28 protein-coding genes are annotated in these 20,022 nt (G+C 50.3%); 2 read left to right on the forward strand and 26 right to left on the reverse strand.

What is annotated here, in order from left to right:
- Positions 1-28 precede the first annotated feature (28 nt).
- From rplI to BR83_RS0103850, 12 genes are all read right to left on the reverse strand, one after another.
- Positions 29-478: a 50S ribosomal protein L9 gene (rplI, locus tag BR83_RS0103785; RefSeq protein WP_027355946.1), complete on the reverse strand. Its 450-nt coding sequence runs from the start codon at positions 476-478 to the stop codon at positions 29-31.
- Positions 475-1,458 (reverse strand): YybS family protein, encoded by a 984-nt coding sequence (locus BR83_RS0103790; RefSeq protein WP_027355947.1) that lies wholly within the window; start codon positions 1,456-1,458, stop codon positions 475-477. Before BR83_RS0103790 ends, rplI begins: the two co-directional genes overlap by 4 nt.
- A gap of 4 nt (positions 1,459-1,462) precedes the next feature.
- Entirely contained in the window at positions 1,463-1,786 is a 324-nt protein-coding gene (locus tag BR83_RS0103795) for a MazG-like family protein (RefSeq protein WP_027355948.1), read from the reverse strand.
- A gap of 192 nt (positions 1,787-1,978) precedes the next feature.
- Positions 1,979-2,212 carry a 30S ribosomal protein S18 gene (gene rpsR, locus BR83_RS0103805; RefSeq protein WP_027355949.1) on the reverse strand — a complete coding sequence of 78 codons (234 nt, stop codon included), beginning with the start codon at positions 2,210-2,212 and terminating at the stop codon, positions 1,979-1,981.
- A gap of 48 nt (positions 2,213-2,260) precedes the next feature.
- The gene (locus tag BR83_RS0103810; protein ID WP_027355950.1) at positions 2,261-2,680 is read right to left on the reverse strand and encodes a single-stranded DNA-binding protein; all 420 of its coding nucleotides are present in this window, start codon (positions 2,678-2,680) and stop codon (positions 2,261-2,263) included.
- Between the two features lie 68 nt (positions 2,681-2,748).
- Positions 2,749-3,036, reverse strand: coding sequence for a 30S ribosomal protein S6 (rpsF, locus tag BR83_RS0103815; protein WP_027355951.1), 288 nt, complete (start codon positions 3,034-3,036; stop codon positions 2,749-2,751).
- Between the two features lie 209 nt (positions 3,037-3,245).
- Positions 3,246-3,422 carry a hypothetical protein gene (locus BR83_RS17115; RefSeq protein ID WP_157832959.1) on the reverse strand — a complete coding sequence of 59 codons (177 nt, stop codon included), beginning with the start codon at positions 3,420-3,422 and terminating at the stop codon, positions 3,246-3,248.
- A gap of 140 nt (positions 3,423-3,562) precedes the next feature.
- Entirely contained in the window at positions 3,563-3,781 is a 219-nt protein-coding gene (locus BR83_RS0103825; RefSeq protein ID WP_027355952.1) for a DUF951 domain-containing protein, read from the reverse strand.
- Positions 3,759-4,652, reverse strand: coding sequence for a mechanosensitive ion channel family protein (locus BR83_RS0103830; RefSeq protein ID WP_027355953.1), 894 nt, complete (start codon positions 4,650-4,652; stop codon positions 3,759-3,761). The genes BR83_RS0103825 and BR83_RS0103830 overlap by 23 nt, the downstream gene beginning before the upstream one ends.
- A 16-nt stretch (positions 4,653-4,668) precedes the next feature.
- The gene (locus BR83_RS0103835) at positions 4,669-6,060 is read right to left on the reverse strand and encodes an aminopeptidase (RefSeq protein ID WP_027355954.1); all 1,392 of its coding nucleotides are present in this window, start codon (positions 6,058-6,060) and stop codon (positions 4,669-4,671) included.
- Positions 6,061-6,146: 86 nt separating this feature from the next.
- Entirely contained in the window at positions 6,147-6,758 is a 612-nt protein-coding gene (locus tag BR83_RS0103840; protein WP_027355955.1) for a CvpA family protein, read from the reverse strand.
- A 103-nt stretch (positions 6,759-6,861) separates the two neighbouring features.
- Complete coding sequence (locus BR83_RS0103850; RefSeq protein ID WP_051617844.1) at positions 6,862-7,932, reverse strand: YkvI family membrane protein; 1,071 nt, start codon at positions 7,930-7,932, stop codon at positions 6,862-6,864.
- A gap of 125 nt (positions 7,933-8,057) precedes the next feature.
- Here BR83_RS0103850 and yyaC point away from each other — a divergent pair, with 125 nt between their 5' ends.
- Entirely contained in the window at positions 8,058-8,663 is a 606-nt protein-coding gene (gene yyaC, locus BR83_RS0103855; protein ID WP_034634360.1) for a spore protease YyaC, read from the forward strand.
- A gap of 16 nt (positions 8,664-8,679) precedes the next feature.
- On the opposite strand, the gene BR83_RS0103860 is transcribed toward yyaC, so the two are convergent.
- The 14 genes from BR83_RS0103860 to rpmH all read right to left on the reverse strand — a co-directional run bounded on the left by BR83_RS0103860 (position 8,680) and on the right by rpmH (position 18,216).
- Positions 8,680-8,913, reverse strand: coding sequence for a YkuS family protein (locus BR83_RS0103860; RefSeq protein ID WP_027355958.1), 234 nt, complete (start codon positions 8,911-8,913; stop codon positions 8,680-8,682).
- A gap of 46 nt (positions 8,914-8,959) precedes the next feature.
- Complete coding sequence (locus BR83_RS0103865; protein WP_027355959.1) at positions 8,960-9,604, reverse strand: phosphoribosyltransferase; 645 nt, start codon at positions 9,602-9,604, stop codon at positions 8,960-8,962.
- A gap of 83 nt (positions 9,605-9,687) precedes the next feature.
- Positions 9,688-10,020 (reverse strand): hypothetical protein, encoded by a 333-nt coding sequence (locus BR83_RS0103870; RefSeq protein ID WP_027355960.1) that lies wholly within the window; start codon positions 10,018-10,020, stop codon positions 9,688-9,690.
- A gap of 66 nt (positions 10,021-10,086) precedes the next feature.
- Positions 10,087-10,959: a ParB/RepB/Spo0J family partition protein gene (locus BR83_RS0103875; protein ID WP_027355961.1), complete on the reverse strand. Its 873-nt coding sequence runs from the start codon at positions 10,957-10,959 to the stop codon at positions 10,087-10,089.
- On the reverse strand, positions 10,952-11,713 hold the full coding sequence (locus BR83_RS0103880; protein WP_027355962.1) for a ParA family protein: 762 nt from the start codon (positions 11,711-11,713) through the stop codon (positions 10,952-10,954). Before BR83_RS0103880 ends, BR83_RS0103875 begins: the two co-directional genes overlap by 8 nt.
- Positions 11,714-11,831: 118 nt before the next feature.
- The gene (locus BR83_RS16605; protein WP_073166581.1) at positions 11,832-11,981 is read right to left on the reverse strand and encodes a DUF1540 domain-containing protein; all 150 of its coding nucleotides are present in this window, start codon (positions 11,979-11,981) and stop codon (positions 11,832-11,834) included.
- A 63-nt stretch (positions 11,982-12,044) separates the two neighbouring features.
- Positions 12,045-12,779: a 16S rRNA (guanine(527)-N(7))-methyltransferase RsmG gene (rsmG, locus tag BR83_RS0103885; RefSeq protein ID WP_051617847.1), complete on the reverse strand. Its 735-nt coding sequence runs from the start codon at positions 12,777-12,779 to the stop codon at positions 12,045-12,047.
- Positions 12,780-12,800: 21 nt separating this feature from the next.
- Positions 12,801-14,687 (reverse strand): tRNA uridine-5-carboxymethylaminomethyl(34) synthesis enzyme MnmG, encoded by a 1,887-nt coding sequence (gene mnmG / locus BR83_RS0103890; protein WP_027355964.1) that lies wholly within the window; start codon positions 14,685-14,687, stop codon positions 12,801-12,803.
- A 12-nt stretch (positions 14,688-14,699) separates the two neighbouring features.
- Entirely contained in the window at positions 14,700-16,085 is a 1,386-nt protein-coding gene (gene mnmE / locus BR83_RS0103895) for a tRNA uridine-5-carboxymethylaminomethyl(34) synthesis GTPase MnmE (RefSeq protein ID WP_027355965.1), read from the reverse strand.
- A 68-nt stretch (positions 16,086-16,153) separates the two neighbouring features.
- Positions 16,154-16,774: an RNA-binding cell elongation regulator Jag/EloR gene (gene jag, locus BR83_RS0103900; protein WP_027355966.1), complete on the reverse strand. Its 621-nt coding sequence runs from the start codon at positions 16,772-16,774 to the stop codon at positions 16,154-16,156.
- Complete coding sequence (locus tag BR83_RS0103905) at positions 16,749-17,438, reverse strand: YidC/Oxa1 family membrane protein insertase (protein ID WP_027355967.1); 690 nt, start codon at positions 17,436-17,438, stop codon at positions 16,749-16,751. Before BR83_RS0103905 ends, jag begins: the two co-directional genes overlap by 26 nt.
- An 18-nt stretch (positions 17,439-17,456) precedes the next feature.
- Positions 17,457-17,663 (reverse strand): membrane protein insertion efficiency factor YidD, encoded by a 207-nt coding sequence (gene yidD / locus BR83_RS16610; RefSeq protein ID WP_084327056.1) that lies wholly within the window; start codon positions 17,661-17,663, stop codon positions 17,457-17,459.
- Between the two features lie 7 nt (positions 17,664-17,670).
- Positions 17,671-18,009 carry a ribonuclease P protein component gene (gene rnpA, locus BR83_RS0103910; RefSeq protein ID WP_027355968.1) on the reverse strand — a complete coding sequence of 113 codons (339 nt, stop codon included), beginning with the start codon at positions 18,007-18,009 and terminating at the stop codon, positions 17,671-17,673.
- 72 nt (positions 18,010-18,081) lie between these two features.
- Positions 18,082-18,216 carry a 50S ribosomal protein L34 gene (gene rpmH / locus BR83_RS0103915; RefSeq protein ID WP_027355969.1) on the reverse strand — a complete coding sequence of 45 codons (135 nt, stop codon included), beginning with the start codon at positions 18,214-18,216 and terminating at the stop codon, positions 18,082-18,084.
- Between the two features lie 344 nt (positions 18,217-18,560).
- Here rpmH and dnaA point away from each other — a divergent pair, with 344 nt between their 5' ends.
- Positions 18,561-19,901, forward strand: coding sequence for a chromosomal replication initiator protein DnaA (gene dnaA, locus BR83_RS0103920; RefSeq protein WP_027355970.1), 1,341 nt, complete (start codon positions 18,561-18,563; stop codon positions 19,899-19,901).
- Positions 19,902-20,022: the final 121 nt, after the last annotated feature.

Below are 20,022 nucleotides of genomic sequence, written 5' to 3' on the forward strand. Positions count from 1 at the left end.
GGCTACTCCTTTCACGTCTTCGGCTATGTTAATCCTCGGGAACCACTGCTACCCTTATTTGTGCCTGCACGTTGGGATGAAGCTTTACCACCAGCACCTGTTCTCCCAGTTGTTTGATCGGTTCTTTGAGCATGATCTTTTTCTTGTCCACGGTAATGTTGTGCTGCTGCTCCAGGTTCTCGGCAATGTCCCTGGTGTTTATGGCACCAAAAAGCCGGCCACCCTCGCCGACTTTCACTTTCACCTGTACGGTAAGACCGTTCAGCCTGGCCGCCAGTTCCCTGGCCTGGGCTTCCGCTTCTTCCCGTTTTCTATCCTCAATGGCCTTCCTTTGGGCCAGTTCTTTCATCCTGGCGGGGGTTGCTTCTACGGCCAGGCGGCGGGGCAGGAGATAATTCCTGGCATAACCGTCGCTTACATTTACCACAGAACCCCTGGTGCCCAGGTTTTTCACATCCTCCAGTAATATAACCTTCACTTGCCTTCGCCTCCTTTTTTGCGATGTTGCGCAGCTTGCTTTATATTTAGCAGCGAGTCCACCAGCCCCAGGATGATAAGCAATATGACAGTAAACGGCCAGTATAAAAATAGAGCCACAATCAGGATTAACTTGACTGCCCTGGACAGTTGAAAACGGTTAAAATAAAATCCAAGCACCGATAGGCCCGCAACCAGGTAAAGAAATGTCCCCAGGTAGATAAGGTTTTTTCCGGCTGTGGCCAACGGCTGCTTGTTCAGCGTGTCGCCGGTCAGGAATAAAAGCAGACCCAGGATTACAATCCACACAAAATACCATGGAAATTGCCACTGCCGGAAAGGAGGTAGCGGTTCAACCTCGTATCCCAGCCGCTGGAGTACCACCTGGCCCAGGTAATAGGTTATGGAGGTGGAAACCAGGGACCAGAGGACCAGGTTGGCCGGAAACAAAAGTACCATCAGCTCCACCATTTCCTGGAACAGATGCCGTATCTCATCTTCCATCCCCGGTTCGATCAGGCCCTGGTGCTGATAAAAAGCAAGAAGTTGTTCAATATCTCCATATATTCCTGAACCCGCCGCCAGGGGATTAATTCCCAGGAACCAGAAGCCTGACAAAAGGGTTATTACGTTCAAAATAACCGCTACACCGGTGGCCATGGCCACTGCCAGGCCAGCCCGTACCCGGTTTTTAAAGAGCACTCCCAGCAGCAGGCCCAGCGGGCCAAGCTGGATGAGCAGCATCATTACGGTAACCGGACGGCCATAAAACACTAATAAAAGCGCCGCTGCCACCACCAGGGCCAGGGCACCTGTTACAAGATCCCGCTTTTTCACCAGCACAGCCAGGGGTAGGGGTATAATGACGCTGATCAATGGAAACAGCGGTGGAACAAGCAAACCAAGGAGAGCTATCACTGCCGTCAGGCTGGCAAAAATTGCCCCTTCCACCAGGTTATTGTGCCGCCATTGGGAAACCAAGGAATCACCTCTTTTTTTCTACCAGGTGGGCCAGCAGGGCAGATAAGTCCCCGTACCATCTTTCCATTTCATGTCCTTCTTCAATACCCTGGCGCAGCTTATTCTCCAGCTTGAGATCCATCCGGGTAAAACTGATCCCCAGCCGGCGTCCCAGCACGTAACAGGTAATAATAATGCTGCTGAACGCATCCAGCAGTCTTTCTTCACTACCCCGCAGCATGGCTTTATACAGGGCGGCAAGGGATGCCAGCAGGTCCGCCTTCAGCCACTCAATTACCCTTATATTTTTCGCAATACCCGTATCCTGATGGCCCCGGGGTCCGAACATGGATCGCCCCCCTTTTCTTATCCTGAACTTACTTCGCGAGGTAACCCCGCTTTTCCTGCCCCTCATGTGCAATCGGCACCTGTTATTTGATGGACCTGGTGCAGTATATTTTCAGGAGTGGGATATTGATCTCACAGGGTTACTGGCGGCCAAACCAAATATATAAGGGGAACCGGCAAGTTCCCCTTGGTTTTACTCGGCTGTAAATGGCAGGAGGGCTATGTTCCGAGCCCTTTTAATAGCTACGGTCAGCATCCGCTGATGCCGGGCGCAGTTCCCGGATATGCGCCGGGGTAAGATTTTACCCCGTTCGGTGATATATTTTTTCAGCCGGGATACGTCCTTGTAATCAATAATATCAATTTTATCCACACAGAAATTGCAGATTCTTTTTTTCCCCCGGCGTCCCCTTTCTCTTTTAGCCAAGTAATTCACCCCTTACTTCAGGCAAAATTGTTTATCTCCCGCAAGCTGCTAGAACGGTATGTCGTCCTCGTTGAAGCTAACCTCACTGTAGCCGCTTTCGTCCAGGTCATAGCCCTGGCCTGTGGACCCGGACGGCGACTGTGCCTCGCGGGGCCGGTCCAGGAAACGTACCTGCTCGGCCACTACTTCGGCCGTTTTGCGACGCACACCCTGGCTGTCATCATAGGAGCGGATTTGCAACCTGCCCTCTACTGCAACCAGCCGGCCTTTACCCAGGTACTGCGAACATATTTCCGCCTGCTTCTGCCAGACCACGATGTCAATAAAATCGGCTTCCCGTTCCCCCTGCCGGTTGGTAAAAGGGCGATCCACCGCCAGTGTAAATCTGGCCACTGCTGTGCCGCTGGGTGTGTAACGCAGTTCGGGCTCCCTGACCAGGCGCCCGATCAATATAATTTTATTGAACATCTTTCCACCGCCTTGGGTTCAATCTCTCCCCGGCAGAGCAGGCCAAGCTGTGAATCAAGCAATTTTTTCTACGCTGCCTGCCGAACTATAATGTGGCGCAGCACTTCTTCTGTAATCTTTAAAACCCGGTCCAGTTCCTGGGCCACTTCTGGGGCAGCATTAAACTGCATGATCATATAAATGCCTTCCCTGACATGGGCAATTTCGTATGCCAGGCGGCGCTTACCCCATTTTTCCAGTTTGGTGACTTCCCCGCCGTGGTTTTCCACGAGGGATTTGAATTTCGCCGCCACCTCACCGGCTTTTTCATCGTCCAGTTCCGGGCGCAGGATGTAAACACATTCATAACTGCGCACCTCAAACACCTCCTCCCTGTGGACTGAAGGCCCTACCATCAAATGGTAGAGCAGGGTGGAAAATGCTCCGTTTATGACTTGATGATTATAGCATAAATTTTGCCCGCTGGCAACTGCTTGTTTTTCTAGTTATTAGAAATTCTATTACTTAAAATATCAAACCTCCCCCGGTTTGCCCGGAGGAGGTTCGTTTCTTTCAAGTAATTACTTTATGGTTGTTCGCTCATTTTTATCTCCGCTATCTGCTTGATATGGTCGCATATCCGGCCAGGATCCACTTCGCCGCAAACAATAATCACGATCGAGTTCTCAATGTTCAGGCAGCAGCTGCACTCCCTCTGCTTATCCTGGCTCCCGCCTTTGGGATCATTTTTCTCCCAGCCCATTTGACTACCCCCTTTAACAGGATATGGTATTTTCCTGATCATAGTATATGCGGCGGTTATTACCAAATGTGCAAATTTGCTACCAATCAATCAGCATAATAAAAAGGCGGTTTTTCTGTCCACCGCCTTTTTGTACCTGCTTAACTTCCATCCATCGGGCCCTTTTTGTTGTTTTCGCCCGGTCCCATAACGGTCCTGATGCTTTTATCAAATTTAGCCCGGGGGAGCATGACCACACGTCCACAGGTTAAACACTTGATGCGTATATCTATTCCCGTACGCATTATTTCCCACCGGTCACCGCCGCAGGGGTGCGGCTTGCGGGTCCTTACCACATCACCAGCCTGATACCTGACCATGCTTCGCACCTCCGCTCATGCTTAACACCACCCGCCTGGGATAAGGTATTTCGATGCCTTCCCGGTCAAAGGCTTCTTTGATCAGGCGCCGTAGCTCCCGCTCCACATACCACTGCTGCATGGGTTTGGTGTAGGCAATGATCCTGATCACCACATCTGATTGTCCGAAGTTTACCACCCCCAGAACGTGGGGTCCTTCGGCAATGATATCTGCCATGTCCCGTGCTGCCTGCTCACAGACCTGTTGCAGAACGTCAATAACCCGGTCCAGGTTTTCCTCGTAGGCCACACCCACTTCTACCAGCGCCCGCATATTGCCCCGGCTGTGATTGGTAACCTGAATTATCTGCCCGTTGGGGATAATATGCAGTTCACCACCAAAATCCCGCAGGCGGGTTACTCTCAGGCCCATTTCCTCAACTGTCCCGCTTACTCCAGCTACTGTTATATAATCTCCCACGGCGAATTGATCTTCCAGCAGCAGGAAAAAACCTGTGATCACGTCCCGGACAAGATTCTGAGCCCCAAAGCCCACGGCCAGCCCTACCACTCCGGCACCGGCCAGGATAGCCTCCACCCGTACGCCGAACATATTGAGAATGGTGACCAGGGCCACAAAGTACAGGGTATAGCGCAGGCCGCTTTTCATCAGGGTACGCAGGGTATGCACCCGCCTGCTTTCAACCGCTTCGATTTTATCCCACTTGTTGAAAAATCGATCCACCGCCGCGCTGCCGGCGCGCATTACCAGGAAGGTCAGGGCGATGATTAAAAGGACCCTGATGCTGCTGGCAATAACTTTTCCCCAGTCTATTGCCAGCAGCTGGTTAACTGCTGCCTGCCCCAGAACAGCTTTCCAGATCTCTTCCATGTTCAAACCTCCAGGTTTACCCTTTATAGAAGGCTTTATAGGCTCGATAGGCCATATAGATATCAGCTTTATGGGTCACCTCAAATGGTGAATGCATGCCTAAAAGGGCAACCCCGCAATCCACAACATCCATGCCGTGCATGGCCAGCAGGTAGGCAATGGTCCCGCCCCCTCCCTGATCCACCTTGCCGAGCAGGCCGCTCTGCCAGATCACTCCGTGCCGGTTGAATACCCGCCGCACCTGCCCCATGAATTCGGCATGGGCATCGTTGGCTCCCTTTTTTCCACCGGCGCCTGTATACTTGGTTAACACCACGCCGTGCCCCAGGCGGGCAGCATTTAATTTATCCATTACGTCCGGATAGTTGGGATCAAACCCGGCATTAACGTCGGCCGACAGGGCACGGGATCTGGCCATAATCCTGCGCAGAACCAGCTCACTGTACCCGGGAACGGACCGGGCGGCCAGTTCAGCCACAAAATTTGTTAAAAATGTGGAATACATTCCTGTGTTACCCGTACTGCCTATTTCCTCCTTATCCACAAAGAGTGCCACCGCTGTCTGTGATGGCACCGTCAGTTCCATTATGGCCTTCAGTGCAGTAAACACGCACACCCGATCATCCTGGCCATATCCTCCTATCATGCTCCTGTCCAGTCCGATATCCCGGGCCGGCCAGGCCGGAACGGCCTCAATCTCCGCGCTGATAAAATCGTCTTCCTTTATGCCATATTCCCGCTCCAGGTGGCTGAGCACATGCTGCTTGATTTTTTCTTTAACCTCTCCTTCACTCACCGGTATTCCGCCTACCAGCAGGTTCAAACCCTCACCCTTTATTCCCTCGCTCATTTTCTTTTCCATCTGTTCCCTGGCCAGATGGGGAAGGAGATCAGTTATGGTAAAGACGGGATCTGTTTCCTTTTCGCCGATGATTATTTTTATTACCTGTCCGTCTTCTTTTACCACCACCCCGTGCAGGGCCAGGGGTATACTTACCCACTGGTATTTTTTAATACCTCCATAATAATGAGTTTTAAGCAGGGCCAGATTTTCTTCCTCGTACAGTGGCCGGGGCTTTAAATCCAGCCGGGGGCTATCAGCATGCGCACCAACGATGTTTAATCCTTCCTCCAGGGGCTCGCTGCCTGCCACCGCCATGGCCATGCACTTTCCCCGCCAGATGCTGAATACCCTGTCACCGGCATTAATGTTTTCCTTTTGCTCCAGCTCACTAAAGCCCCTGTCCCTGGCAGCCGCTGCCGCCAGCTCTATGGTTTCCCGTTCTGTCTTGGCCTTACTTAGAAACTGGCGGTACTCTTCCGCCAGGTCCATTACCGCCTGCCTTTCCTGTGCGTTTAATTTCGTCCAGGCCGGAACACTATCCGACTGCTCTTTTAAACCGGTCATTTCATCCACTCCCTGGCTTAATATAATTGAAATTTTTTGTTTCCAACGATATCCTGGTCAAAATCCTCCTGTTTATTTTTCGCAGGTTAAATATCTTTTATGGGCTGCTGGTTTAACAGGGGTATACTTTTCTGCAGTATTTCCTTTGCCGGGTACAAAGCCTGGTACAGGCGTGAACTGTTCAGGGCCCGGTCGAGCCAGGGTACATCAAAACCGGGAAGCCAGCTGTTAAGAATATCTTTAACCTCCATAAGCACAGCCAGAAATATAACCGCCGCCAGTACCCCCCTGGCAATCCCCAGGATCAACCCGCCGGCGCGGTTTACAGGACCGAGCAGGCCTATTCCGGCTGCAGCACCCACGATATTTCCCAGCCAGCTGATCAGCCAGGCTGTTAGCACCAATATGGCTATAAAGGAAAGCAGCTCCAGGGCTCCCCGGGAGAGATGCTGATACCATTCCGACAAAGTTTCATTGATATGATTTGATGCCGGAGGGGCACTCCAGCTGCCGAGCCATTGATTGACCGGCCAGTGTTGGCCGATATACTCTGCCAGCGGTCTGTGATATTCCCTGGCCAGGACCAGGCCTAACAGTAACCCGCATATCCTGGCCAGGCTGGCAATCAACCCGGCCTGTATACCCTTCCACGCAGACCAGATAATTAGCCACAGTAGCAACAGGTCAAGCCAGTTCACTTTTTAAACCGCCTTTCTTCTTCTGGTTGCCCTGACAAATTTGCGCCTTTTTTTTCGCAGTTTCTGCAGATCACATTTCTCGTCTCCGGTGGTCAATTCCTTCTTACTCCTTTCCCCGGGTTATTTTCAGGCGAAACATGGTTGTTAACAGGCCGGCGATTACCGCCAGCCCCGCATACCCAAATAATGGATACAGTACCTGCACCAGCCTGGTAAAGCCCACCCCGGCCAGTGGTATGGCCAGCAGTACCACACCCGCACCTGCCAGGCGATATGCCGGCCCTCCTTTTGGTGCCAGGCGGCTGGCAAAACCATGGGCGTCGGCAATGGCCGTTGTTAAAATGGCCAGCCAGATCAGCAGGCCCAGAATATGTTTCCATATTTTGCCCAGTTCTCCCGCAATGCAAAGAAGGGGTATTTGATAACTGGTTATCCCGGGATAGAAAATTAAACCCGCCATGGTTACCAGCCCTGCTGTTCCACCCAGAATTATTCCTCCGGTAACCCCGCCCAGGATCCCCGGTTTTTGTTCCACGCTCCGCCCCAGGGACGACAGCACCGCCAGCGGAACAACCATGTTATAGGATACGTAGAGTACGCTGGACCACACCCAGTTTCTCCCGTGATTTATCTGCTGGCCCTGTTGAGCCAGCTCGGGCCATCCCCCACAATTTATAATCGCCATCAGGCAGACAAAGGCAATGGTTAATATTTTCAGCGGGACCAGGATCATATTTGTCAATAACACTCCCTCCAGCCCGCCCATGATCACCAGAATCGTTATTACCGCCACCGCCAGCGTTCCCGCCCCGGTTGGTAGTCCGAACTGCTCGTTGAGCAGGGCGCCGCTTCCTGCCAGCATAACCACCAGCCCTCCGGGCAGCATGGCCAGACTCAGCCAGTCTACAGCCCGGGCCAGTTTTTTTCCCATCATAACCGGCAGGAGTTCTGCATAGCTGCTGCAGCCGGCTGCCGTCGCATACAGCATAATTAACAGCCCCAGCAGCCCAAAAAGCACTGTGGATAGAGTTACCCCCCAGAGGCCTTTTTCCCCGTAGATAATAAAGAACTGCATTATTTCCTGTCCGGATGCAAATCCGGCTCCAATTACCGTGCCGGCATAAAGGGCGCTCACCTGAAACCATTGTTTCAGCCCGGTGCCCGGCAAGTCCATCACCCCCTTTTTCAATCCTATGCGCTGGGAGCAAATGGTTGACCAAATTTCATGTTTTAAGGAATAATCGGGTCATCCGGTGGAAATAAATATACTAGTTATTGGTAAATCAGGGGGAATACGCGATGATTGATAAAGCTCAAGAATTGACCAATTTCCTGCCTGGCGGTAAAACCAGGGTTCATATAGATGATCCAGCGGCGGCTAAAAAGTTCGGCTACGATCTCTTTGCCCGTCTGGAGCGCTGTGGTGGTTTATCCGGGCAGCCATTAATTCTCCTCTGTATTGGTACCGACCGTTCCACGGGTGATTGCCTGGGTCCACTGGTGGGTTCTAGGCTGGCTTCCAGCCAGCAGGATCTGTTTACCGTTTATGGTACCCTGGAAAATCCGGTGCACGCCAGCAACCTGCAGGGTGTAATTGAGGAAATTTACCGTAGCCACAGGAATCCCCTGGTTATAGCGGTGGATGCGTCCCTTGGAAGTGTTGATAGTGTCGGCTTTGTAACCATTGGCGACGGTGCCCTGCGTCCCGGGGCTGGCGTTAATAAAAAGCTGCCTCCCGTTGGCGAAATCCATATTACCGGGATTGTTAATGTAGGCGGTTTTATGGAGTACCTGGTTCTGCAGAATACCCGGTTAAATCTGGTCATGCGCATGGCTGATGTTATCGCCCAGGGCCTCCTTTACACTGTGGCCCTGTGCACCAAAAATGAAACCCGGGAAATATAAACCCGGGTTTCACTGTTTATGCCAGCTCTTTTATCCGCGCCAGCACCTGTTCCGGTGTTTTCCCGGCCATTTCTATTACCGGTGCCCTGGTATTTATATCCTGCATGTTCATGGTGTTGTTATCCAGGCCGGTGACCACCATGGCCAGAACTTCCTCCTGGCTGCCGGGGCTAACCACGGTATAGCCCTCTTCTTCCAGCAGTTCTTTCAGTCCGGTCAAGCTTTCCTCTACCGCTACCTTTTTATTCATCTTATCGCACCTCCTGTCACTGTTAGTATGACCTGAAGGTGCCTTCTTAACTCACAGCCCTTCTTTCTTTCAGCAATTGTATTACTTCCCGGTCAGTCACCTGCCGGAAGTCCTGATAAAACTGGCCCACGGCATAAAAATCTTCCGGTGCCATCAGAACCACCAGTTGATCAACTTCTTTTTCCAGCCTGTCCAGGATATCTGCCGGTGCCACCGGAACAGCCAGGATTAGCTTTTCCGGCTTGAATTTCCGGCGGATCCAGCGCAGGGCGGCGATTACCGTGTAACCTGTGGCTATACCGTCGTCCACTACTATTATGCATCTACCGCTGTAATCCGGGTATTCCTTATCCCCGCGGTACAGCAACAGGCGCCTTTCAATTTCCTTTCTCTGTTCCTCCACCAGACCGGCCACATCTTTTTCTTTTAACCCCAGTACAGCCAGCAGTTGACGGTTAAAAACTGTCGTCCCGTCCTGGGTTAAGGCCCCAATGGCTACTTCCGGGTTATGGGGCGTTCCAATTTTTCTCGGTATAACCAGATCAAGGGGTAAATCCAGCTGCCGGGATATTTCTGCTCCCACCACAACCCCTCCCCGGGGTATGGCCAGGATTATCCCCTTTTTCTTGCAGGCACCGGCCAGCTTTCCGGCCAGTTGTCTTCCAGCATCAGCCCGGTCGGCAAAAACCACTGGTAGATCACCGCCTTCCGGTATCCTTTTACTTCAGTAGTATATTTCAAATCACTGTAAGTCAGTCCGGTAAATTTTTCAGCTCATTTATCTCCCTTATCCAGGCCATAATTTTCTTTCATCTTTTGGTACCTTTCATAGGTAACCGGTGATATTTCCGCCAGGGGCAGGTTATCTAAAAGGGGGATCATTTTCTTAAGTCCTTCTCCCCTGAGCATCCACTGGTAATAGTTCCTCCCCCCGTGGTTATATGGCCCGTAAAGGCGTGATCCGGGCACATTCCTGGTTAGCCACTCAAAAAGTTGCTTGTGGCGTGCATGCATGCGCAGGGTGATATGCGGCTGCTTCCCGTCGCCACCAAAGTGGCCTTCTCCCACCAGCAAGCCGAGCAGGAATCCCAGTTTAAAGGAATCCATTTTTTCCTCCCTTTGTTGTTTCACCGTCATGTAACACGTGAAACATCTTACCTTTTATCCGGCAGCTTATTTTAGAAGCAGATTGACCAGTTCATCAAGCTGTTCACGGTTATCAAAGGTAATTTCAATAACACCGCGACCACCGCGCCTGGCACGAATACGCACTTTAGTACCCAGAACATCGCCGAGCATATCTTCCAGGGAAACCAGTTCGCCATCATCACTGGCAGATGGGGAACTTTTTTCTTTCACTGAAGCGCCATCATCACTGCTCTCATTTATAAAACGACGAACAAGTTCTTCCGTTTCCCGGACATTTAAACCATGGGCAACTACCTCCCGGGCAGCAGCGATTTGCTTGGCTGCATCATCCAGGGAAAGAATAGCCCGGGCATGACCGGCAGTAATTACGCCGGAACTGAGCATATCCTGAACCTCTGGCGGCAAAGACAGTAAACGCAAGGTATTGGTAATAAAAGGCCGGCTCTTGGCCACCAGTCTGGCAATTTCCTCCTGGGAAAGACCGAACTCATCAATCAACCGTCGGTATGCAGATGCTTCTTCCAGCGGGTTCAAATCTTCCCGCTGCACGTTCTCAATAAGGGAAACGGCAGAGGCCTCCAGATCGCCATAATCCTTAATAATCGCCGGGATATACTTGAGACCCAATATACGACAGGCCCGCCACCTGCGCTCACCTGCAATAATTTCATATCTGCCACCGGCAACAGGGCGCACAACAATGGGCTGAACAACACCATGCTCCTTAATAGAGAGGGCCAGCTCCTGAATCTTATCCTGATCCAGAGCCTGCCGGGGCTGGCGAGGATTGGGTTGAACATCTTCTACCCGGATTTCCTGCAAAGAGCCATTCACATCATTACTGTCCACAGGAATTAAAGCACCCAGACCCTTTCCAAGTCCGCGCTTCTTACTCAATACCCATCACTTCCTTAGCCAGCTCATGATAAACCTCCGCACCCCGGGAACGGCGATCATAAAACATAATTGGCTGCCCGTGGCTGGGCGCCTCGCTTAAACGAACATTACGGGGGATAATGGTTTTATAAACCTGGCCGGGAAAATATTTTTTAACTTCTTCCACCACCTGTATGCTCAAATTGGTTCTACCGTCAAACATGGTTAAAAGAATACCCTCCAGAACCAGGTGGGGATTCAAACGTTTTTGAACTAAATGAATAGTGTTCATCAATTGACCAACACCCTCAAGGGCATAATATTCACACTGGATGGGGATCAAAACAGAATCGGCAGCCGTTAAAGCATTAAGGGTAAGCAAACCCAGGGAAGGAGGACAATCCAGAAAAATATAATCAAACTGATCCCGAAAAGGTTCCAGCGCCCGGCGAAGAATACGCTCACGATCAGCCACAGATACCAGCTCTATTTCAGCACCGGCCAGCTCAATAGTGGCGGGAACCACCTTTAAACCGGGCACAGAAGAATCCACAATCACCGCTGAAAGATCCTTACCCCCGATAATAACGTCATATATACAGAATTCAAGATCCTCCTTATTAACACCCAGACCGCTGGTTGCATTCCCCTGGGGATCAACATCCACCAGCAACACCTGATTTCCCATCAGGGAAAGCCATGCCGCTAGATTAACAGCAGTAGTGGTTTTACCAACACCCCCTTTTTGATTGGCAATGGCAATGGTCTTTCCCAATGGCAATCACTCCTTTAAATGGCTCATGTGGGCAAATATTCAACAAAGGGAGCAAGTGTTCCTGCAAAGAAAATGACCGCTGGCAGGGCAGCGGCCATTTTCCAAAGGATCATTTACTTTAACTTCTCGGCTTAAAGGTTTCACACTTGGTCTGCAAGGACTGGCTGGCCTTGCTCACTCCATTACGATCCACCTGAATCATCGGAGCACCACAGGACATCTCGCTGTTAAACTTGCATTCTGAAACCGAACACTTGATATCAGGCATAAAACCATCACCTCCAGAATTAAAGTTCCCGAAAAAAAATATTTTTATTCAAGAAAAATAAAATTATAAGGGACGGCGGCGGGGAATGCCCGGGCGGCGCGGAAATTGAACAGGGGTTTCTCTATATTTTTCAAATAAGATAAGTTGCCTTTCATCACCAGTTACTGGTAATTTAAGGCAATATCTGGTTACAAAACGACCACCCAGTATATTTAAAGCCCTATCACAGGAAGCAAGCTCCTGTTCGACCTGAGGACCTTTAAAAGCAATAAAAAACCCGCCGGTTTTAAGGAAAGGAAGGGCATATTCCAGTAAAACAGCCAGCGGGGCAACGGCCCTGGCCACAGCAAGATCATAAAACTCACGGTAATGTTCTTGATGAGCTACTTCCTCGGCCCGACCACAAACCACCTGCACACCAACCAGACCCAGGAAAGAAGCCACGTGCTGTAAAAAAGACACCTTTTTCGCAACCGATTCCAGCAACGTACACTGTAAATCCATGCGGGCCAGTTTCAGCGGCAAGCCGGGAAAGCCGGCACCGGTACCAATATCAATAAAACGGGAACCGGAAGGAGGAGAAAAAAACAGAAAACAGGATAATGAATCGATAAAATGCTTTATTACCACGTCCTGCACCTGCACCAGGGAGGTTAAATTAATCCTTTTATTCCACTGCAGCAGAAGATGATAATAACGATAAAAAGAAACAAAGGCATCATCGGGCAAATTTAAACCTAAATCCACCAGCGCTCTCAAAAATAAAGATTTAAAATCAGAAAAATTAATACCGGACAATAAATACCCTCCCAGGAAATGTTAATTTTTATCTAACGACCGGCGGCGACCTTCAAGGTAAACCAGAAGCAGGGCGATATCTGCCGGGCTAACGCCGGATATACGGCTGGCCTGGCCAATAGAGCGCGGACGAATTTGTTCCAGCTTCTGCCTGGCTTCCATTGATAAACCCTTTATGGAACCATAATCCAGATCATCGGGAATACGGCGATTTTCCAGCTTGATAAATCGCTCCACCTGCGCCAGTTGCTTCTTAATATAACCTTCATATTTAATTTCTACTTCCACTTCTTCCTCCACATCAGCGGGCCAACCGGAAGCACCGGGGAAAATTTCCTTTATATGTTGAAAAGTAATTTCCGGACGGCGCAGTAAAGCGGCCAGGGAAGTGGGCTGTTGTACTGGCGAACTTTGCGCCGATTCCAACACCTTATGTAACTTTTCATCAACCGGTACAACCGTACGCTGTAATAATTCAATGCCTTCCTTGATTAAACGTCTCCTCTTTTCAAAAATACGGTACCTTTCCGGGGTAACCAGGCCAACTTCATAACCCTTTTCCGTAAGACGCAGATCAGCATTATCCTGGCGCAAGAGCAACCGGTACTCAGCACGGGAAGTAAGCATGCGGTAAGGTTCATTGGTGCCTTTGGTAACCAGATCATCAATAAGCACACCAATATAGGCTTCTGAACGGGATAAAATGAGGGGGTCCTTACCCTGAATAAAACGGGCAGCATTTATACCCGCAATTATACCCTGGGCAGCAGCTTCTTCATAACCTGAAGTACCATTAATTTGACCGGCGCTGAACAAGCCGCTGATGGTCTTGCACTCCAAAGAAGGTTTCAACTGCGTGGGAACAAGATAATCATATTCAATGGCATAACCGGGACGTATAATTTCAACCTTTTCCAGGCCAGGCAATGTGCGCAGCATGGCCAGCTGTACATCCTCGGGGAGGCTTGTGCTCATACCCTGTACATACATTTCCACCGTATCCAGACCTTCAGGCTCAATAAAAACCTGGTGACTCTCGCGATGAGCAAAACGCACCACCTTATCTTCAATGGAAGGACAATATCGGGGTCCCGTTCCCTTTATGAAACCGCTGAAGAGAGGTGAACGATGCAGGTTATCCCGGATGATCCGGTGAGTTTCAGGAGTGGTGTAGGTTAACCAGCACGGAACCTGCTCCCGCCGGGTTACCGGGGATATATAAGAAAAATTCAACAGGCGCTCATCCCCTGGCTGCACGGACAACTTGCTGAAATCAATAGATCGCCTGTCCACACGGGCAGGAGTACCGGTTTTAAAACGACCCAGCTCCAGACCCAGCTCCCTTAGCGAAGCTGACAGTCCCACCGCAGCAAATTGACCATTGGGACCACCGGTATAAGCCAGGTCACCGATAATAATACGGCCATTTAAATATGTACCGGTAGTAAGAACAACCACCGGAGCCAGAAACTTGGCGCCGGTGCTGCCAACAACTCCTTGAACACGATCTCCCTGTACCAGCAGGCGCTCCACGAGAACCTGCTTTAAATCCAGGCGCTCCTGGCTTTCCAGCACCTTCCTCATGCTCCACTGGTATCGCCTTTTATCGGCCTGCGCCCGCAGGGCACGGACAGCAGGACCCTTGGCAGTATTCAGCAAACGCATCTGAATGGCGGTACGATCCGTATTCAGGCCAATCTCCCCACCCAGTGCATCTACCTCACGAACCAGCTGGGCCTTGGCCGGACCGCCCACAGCAGGATTGCAGGGCATCAGGGCCACATTATCCAGGTTCAAAGTCAGAACCAGGGTACGGCAACCAAGGCGAGCGGCAGCTAAAGCCGCCTCGCAACCGGCATGACCGGCGCCGACCACGATAACGTCATATTTTCCAGCCAGGTACTCCAAGGGAACAAAACCTCACTTTCCAATACAAAAGTCTTGAAAAATACGGTCAACAATATCTTCGGCAACCGTATCACCGGTAATTTCACCCAGTGCTTCCCAGGCCGCCCTTAAATCTATAGCCACCAGATCAATATTTTCACCGGCCGATAAAGCGCGCAAAACCTCCTGCAAATGCTCATAACAGCGCACCAGCGCCTGCTTATGACGAACATGACTGACCAGGGGCATTTGAGATGCCGTAGCCTGGCCACCGAGCACCAACCGCTCAATGGCCTCTTCCACTTTAGACAGGCCGTATCCAGTTTTAACTGAAATAACTTCCACCGGCTTGTCCGGGTAAAGATCTGCAACCTGGCGTGCCAGCCCCTCGCCATCACCAATATCACTCTTATTAATGAGAACAATTCCTTTCTGCCCCTCTACCAATTCCAGCACAGCGCGATCTTCAGAAGTTAAACCGGTACTGGCATCCAGAACCACCAGTACCAGGTCGGCCGCCTTCACCAGCTCCCTTGAACGTTCCACGCCAATTCTTTCTACTATATCATCGGTATCACGCATTCCAGCCGTGTCGGCCAATCGAACGGGTATACCCCTTATATTTACCACTTCTTCGATGATATCCCTGGTGGTACCGGGAATCTCAGTAACGATGGCCCTTTTCTCCCGCAAGAGAGCATTTAGCAACGAGGATTTACCAACATTGGGACGACCAACGATGACCGTGCGCAAACCTTCACGGAACACCTTACCAAAACGGGCCTGATGAATAAGTTCCTCCAGATCGCCCATAAGGTCAAGAACAGAATTCTTCAAATCCTCCCGGCTGGCCACCTCAATATCCTCTTCGGGAAAATCAATATCGGCCTCCACCTGGGCCAGAATTCCCAGCAATTGATCTTGAAAACGCCTGACCCTGGAAGATAACTCTCCGGAAAGCAAAGACATGGCTACTGCCAGCCCGGCATCCGTCTTGGCGCGAATAATATCCAGAATGGATTCGGCCTGGGCAAGATCCAGGCGGCCGTTTAAAAAGGCCCGCCGGGTAAACTCACCGGGTTCAGCCAGCCTTGCACCGTGCTGCAGGACAAGCTCCAGAGTACGGCGCAGGGGAACTATACCACCGTGACAATTAAACTCCACCACATCCTCACGGGTAAAAGTACGGGGCGCATACATAACACCCAGCAACACCTCATCCACTGGCTGGCCGGTATCCGGATCCACCACCAGGCCATAGAATAAACGATGACTCCCCTGCCGGCGCCAATCAACACCAGTCCGGCTGACAAAAATTTTTTCCGCGATAGCAATGGCCTCAGGGCCGGATACCCTGACAATACCTATGGCACCCTCGCCCAATGGAGTAGCAATGGCAGCAATCGTATCATCCAGCACTGACAACACCACCATTTGAAAAAACCCAGCCCGGTTTGCACCGGCTGGGTTGAAAATCGTAACACAAGCTATTTTCTGGGAGAGATGATGATTTTACGATATGGTTCTTCACCTTCACTGTAAGTATAGATATCATCTCTTCCCTGGAGTGCCGTATGAATAATCCTGCGTTCATGGGACGACATGGGCTCCAGAACCACATTCCTTCCCCGTTGCTTGGCTTTCTCCGCCAGCTTCAAAGCCAGGCGCTGCAGAGTTTCCTCCCGCCGGCGCCGGTATCCTTCCACATCCAGAATAACCCTGTAACGCTGGGTCTGATTCTTGTTCACATAAAGGTTGACAAGATACTGCAGGGCATCAAGGGTTTCGCCCCTTCTACCGATCAGTATGCCCACATCTTTTCCTGCTATTGCAATGTACAAACTATTTTGTTTTTCTTCAATAGACATTTCCACAGGAAGATTCATGGCCTCCAGCAGGCGATCAAGCAATTCCTTAGCCCGGCGCGATGGTGTATCCTTAACCCGTACCCTAACCCGGGCCGGCCGGGTGCCCAGAATACCTAAAAACCCCCTGGACGGTTCCTCCAATACTTCAATTTCTGCTTCCTCCCGGGAAATTCCCAACTGGGCCAGCGCCAGGGAAACCGCCTCATCAACAGTTTTAGCGGTTTTCTCGATTTCCTCCACCACCAGTGTTTAGCGCCTCCTTCAACCCTTGGGTATGCCTGTTAACAAAAAACTGCTGAATAATTCCCATGGCATTAAAAATTACCCAGTACAATGCCAGACCGGCAGGAACCGTTGCGCTGATCCAGGCAATGAAAACGGGCATAATGATGAGCATGGTCCGCTGGGTGGGGTCGGACATATTGGTGGTCATGCGCGACTGAACATAAGTGGTCAATCCGGCAAGAAGAGGGAGAATGTAATAAGGGTCCCCCACCTGGCTGAGGTTATTAATCCAGAGAAACCGGGCATGGGCGGGATCGGCATAATTAAAATGCAGTAAAGCACGATAAAGGGCAATTAAAATGGGCATCTGAATCAATAAAGGAAGACAACCGGCCATGGGATTAACGTTGTGCTCCCGGTACAGCTCCATAATTTTTTGCTGCATTTTCTGCGGGTCCTTATTCCGGTAGCGCTCCTGTATCTCTTTAATCTTCGGCGCCAGCTGTTGCATAACAACCATGGAACGCATCTGCTTGACCGTCAAAGGATAAAGGATAATCTTGATAAGAACAGTCAGCAGGATGATGGCCAGGCCGTAATTGGCAATATGGGCCATCTCGGTAAGGTGATATAACCAGTTTAAAAGGGAAGTCATGCCATCAACCAGAGCTTGAAACAAACCATCTCCTCCTTGCCATTAAACCGGATCATAGCCACCCCGGCAAAAGGGATGACAGCGCAGTAGACGCCAGCATGCCAGAAGTAAACCACGGACAACACCGTATTTAGCCACGGCCTGTACGGCATACTCGGAACAGGTAGGGTAAAAACGACAGGTGGGTGGTTTTAAAGGTGAAATAAATCGCTGGTAAAAGCGAAAACAGGCAATAACCAGTGAGCGCATCCTCACCTCAACCCTTCGGCACAAGCTTACGGGTAGCACGACCGATAAGATGATGGACCTGGCCGGCCAGATCGTGATAATTCTTCCCCACCGCCTCTTTGCGGGCAATAATAACCACGTCATAATTTTCCGGAAACCAGCTTTCATTCAGGCGGCAAATTTCACGCAGCAACCGGCGTACACGATTGCGGACTACAGCCTTACCCGTTTTTTTACTGACGGAAAAACCAAATCGGCGGCCCTGTCCCCGGTTACGGTACAAATATAAAACCAGGGCGTTACTGGCCACGGATTGACCCCGCCGGTACACCCGTTGAAAGTCCCTTTTCTTTTTCAAAATCTCCATGCTCCAAATCAATCCTGCTTAAAATCAATCGGCCAAATGTACGAAAAGGCCAACTTGTTGAAGCAAGCGGCCTTATGCAGTAAGTCTTTTTCTTCCTTTCAGCCTTCTCCTTTTTATAACGTTACGGCCTGCCCTGGTGGACATACGCTTTAAAAAACCATGAACTTTTTTCCGTTTCCTTTTTTTGGGCTGAAACGTGCGCTTCAAAATCTTACACCTCCTCACCACCGGCCGGCTGGAAAAACCAGACACATCACAAGTTATTATATAAGATATACCCTTCTCAAGTCAAGAAAAAACACCCGGCCGAAAATAATTGTCCACAGCCTGCTCAACTATCCACAGGAAGACATTTTATCGGTTGATAAGGCCTGGCAAATTTGATATCATTGAATCGCTGGCACCAGGAGAAAAAGATATCCACAGGCCAGAATAAAGATGTGCATAAATTTGTCGATACTTAATGCTGTACAAACCTACAGGCCCCGTTAAATCGCTTGCGGTGGCTTTTTTAAGTTTAACAAACATCTGTCAGCAGGGGGTTACCACCAATGAATAAAACGCATGTGACCGCGATCTGGGATGAACTGCTGGCCCATATCCAGCCCCGGCTGGATACAGAAACTTACGAAATCTGGCAGGAATCGGTACTCCCCCTGGGGTTTCACCGGAGCACTTTTTTTATCCAGGTTCCCAACCATTTCTACAGAGACTGGCTGGCGACAAGATACGCTTCACTTATTAAAAACTACCTCCAGGAAATCACCAACGACGAAATCGAAATACAGTTCCTACCAGCAGAAGAAGTCAACGAGAAATTATTAAACAGGATACGCAAGACCGCGCCGTCAGCTGTGGAAACATGCTCGTTAAATCCCCGTTACACTTTTGAAACCTTTGTGGTGGGCAACAGCAACCGGTTTGCTCATGCAGCCTGCCTGGCCGTAGCAGAGTCACCCGCGGAAACATATAACCCCCTTTTTATCTATGGGGGAGTAGGGCTGGGAAAGACGCACCTGATGCATGCCATCAGCCATTACATCCTGAAGCGGGGCAAATTAAACCGGATAGTCTACGTTACCTCTGAAAAATTTACCAACGAATTAATTAACGCCATAGCAAATAAACGAACGGCAGAATTTAGAGATAAATACCGGGGAATGGACGTACTTTTAATAGACGATATTCAATTTGTCGCCGGAAAAGAACGCACCCAGGAAGAATTTTTCCATACCTTCAATACCTTATACGAGGCCAACAAGCAAATAGTTATCTCCAGCGACAGACCGCCCAAGGAGATTCCAACCCTGGAAGATCGCCTGCGATCCCGTTTTGAATGGGGCCTGATCACAGATATCCAGCCTCCCGATCTGGAAACAAGGATAGCTATCTTAAGAAAAAAAGCCCAGCTGGACAACGTCTCGGTACCCGATGAAACGCTGGAATATATTGCCGAACAAATAACCTCCAACATCCGGGAACTGGAAGGAGCCCTTATCCGGGTGGTTGCCTATGCATCGCTGAACAAACAGCCAATAACCACCCAGCTGGCGCGGGACATACTCAAAGATATACTGCCCGGTAAACAACAAAGACAGATTACGGCCCAGCTCATCCAGGAAAAAGTGGCCGCTTACTACGGTTTAAAACCCGAAGAGTTCAAATCCAAAAAGCGCAGTCGCAATATTGCTTTCCCACGGCAGATCGCCATGTACCTGGTCCGGGAACTGACAGATCTCTCCCTGCCACAAATAGGCGATGCCTTCGGAGGAAGAGACCACACAACAGTGCTTCATGCATGTGAAAAAATAAGCAATCAGCTGGCCAGCGACGCCCTGCTGGAACAAACCATCAACGAAATAAAACAAAAAATAAAAGAAGAAAGCAGGTAACTTATCCACAGGAAGGGTAAAACCTTTCCCCAGGACGAAAATGACAAGCCCTCACGGGATAAACAAGTTATCCACAAAAAAAAGAGCACTACTATAATGTACGACTATTAAAGTAATGAAA

It is taken from the genome of Desulfofundulus thermocisternus DSM 10259, assembly GCF_000686645.1.
GTDB classification, from domain to species: Bacteria; Bacillota; Desulfotomaculia; order Desulfotomaculales; family Desulfovirgulaceae; genus Desulfofundulus; species Desulfofundulus australicus.

Bases quoted from the DNA above. Each gene is read 5' to 3' on its own strand.
- BR83_RS0103795 (WP_027355948.1), bottom strand. From the start codon at position 1,786: ATGTTCGGACCCCGGGGCCATCAGGATACGGGTATTGCGAAAAATATA.
- BR83_RS0103810 (WP_027355950.1), bottom strand. From the start codon at position 2,680: ATGTTCAATAAAATTATATTGATCGGGCGCCTGGTCAGGGAGCCCGAA.
- BR83_RS17115 (WP_157832959.1), bottom strand. From the start codon at position 3,422: ATGGGCTGGGAGAAAAATGATCCCAAAGGCGGGAGCCAGGATAAGCAG.
- BR83_RS0103825 (WP_027355952.1), bottom strand. From the start codon at position 3,781: ATGGTCAGGTATCAGGCTGGTGATGTGGTAAGGACCCGCAAGCCGCAC.
- BR83_RS0103830 (WP_027355953.1), bottom strand. From the start codon at position 4,652: ATGGAAGAGATCTGGAAAGCTGTTCTGGGGCAGGCAGCAGTTAACCAG.
- BR83_RS0103835 (WP_027355954.1), bottom strand. From the start codon at position 6,060: ATGACCGGTTTAAAAGAGCAGTCGGATAGTGTTCCGGCCTGGACGAAA.
- BR83_RS0103850 (WP_051617844.1), bottom strand. From the start codon at position 7,932: ATGGACTTGCCGGGCACCGGGCTGAAACAATGGTTTCAGGTGAGCGCC.
- yyaC (WP_034634360.1), top strand. From the start codon at position 8,058: ATGATTGATAAAGCTCAAGAATTGACCAATTTCCTGCCTGGCGGTAAA.
- BR83_RS0103860 (WP_027355958.1), bottom strand. From the start codon at position 8,913: ATGAATAAAAAGGTAGCGGTAGAGGAAAGCTTGACCGGACTGAAAGAA.
- BR83_RS0103870 (WP_027355960.1), bottom strand. From the start codon at position 10,020: ATGGATTCCTTTAAACTGGGATTCCTGCTCGGCTTGCTGGTGGGAGAA.
- BR83_RS16605 (WP_073166581.1), bottom strand. From the start codon at position 11,981: ATGCCTGATATCAAGTGTTCGGTTTCAGAATGCAAGTTTAACAGCGAG.
- yidD (WP_084327056.1), bottom strand. From the start codon at position 17,663: ATGCGCTCACTGGTTATTGCCTGTTTTCGCTTTTACCAGCGATTTATT.
- rnpA (WP_027355968.1), bottom strand. From the start codon at position 18,009: ATGGAGATTTTGAAAAAGAAAAGGGACTTTCAACGGGTGTACCGGCGG.
- dnaA (WP_027355970.1), top strand. From the start codon at position 18,561: ATGAATAAAACGCATGTGACCGCGATCTGGGATGAACTGCTGGCCCAT.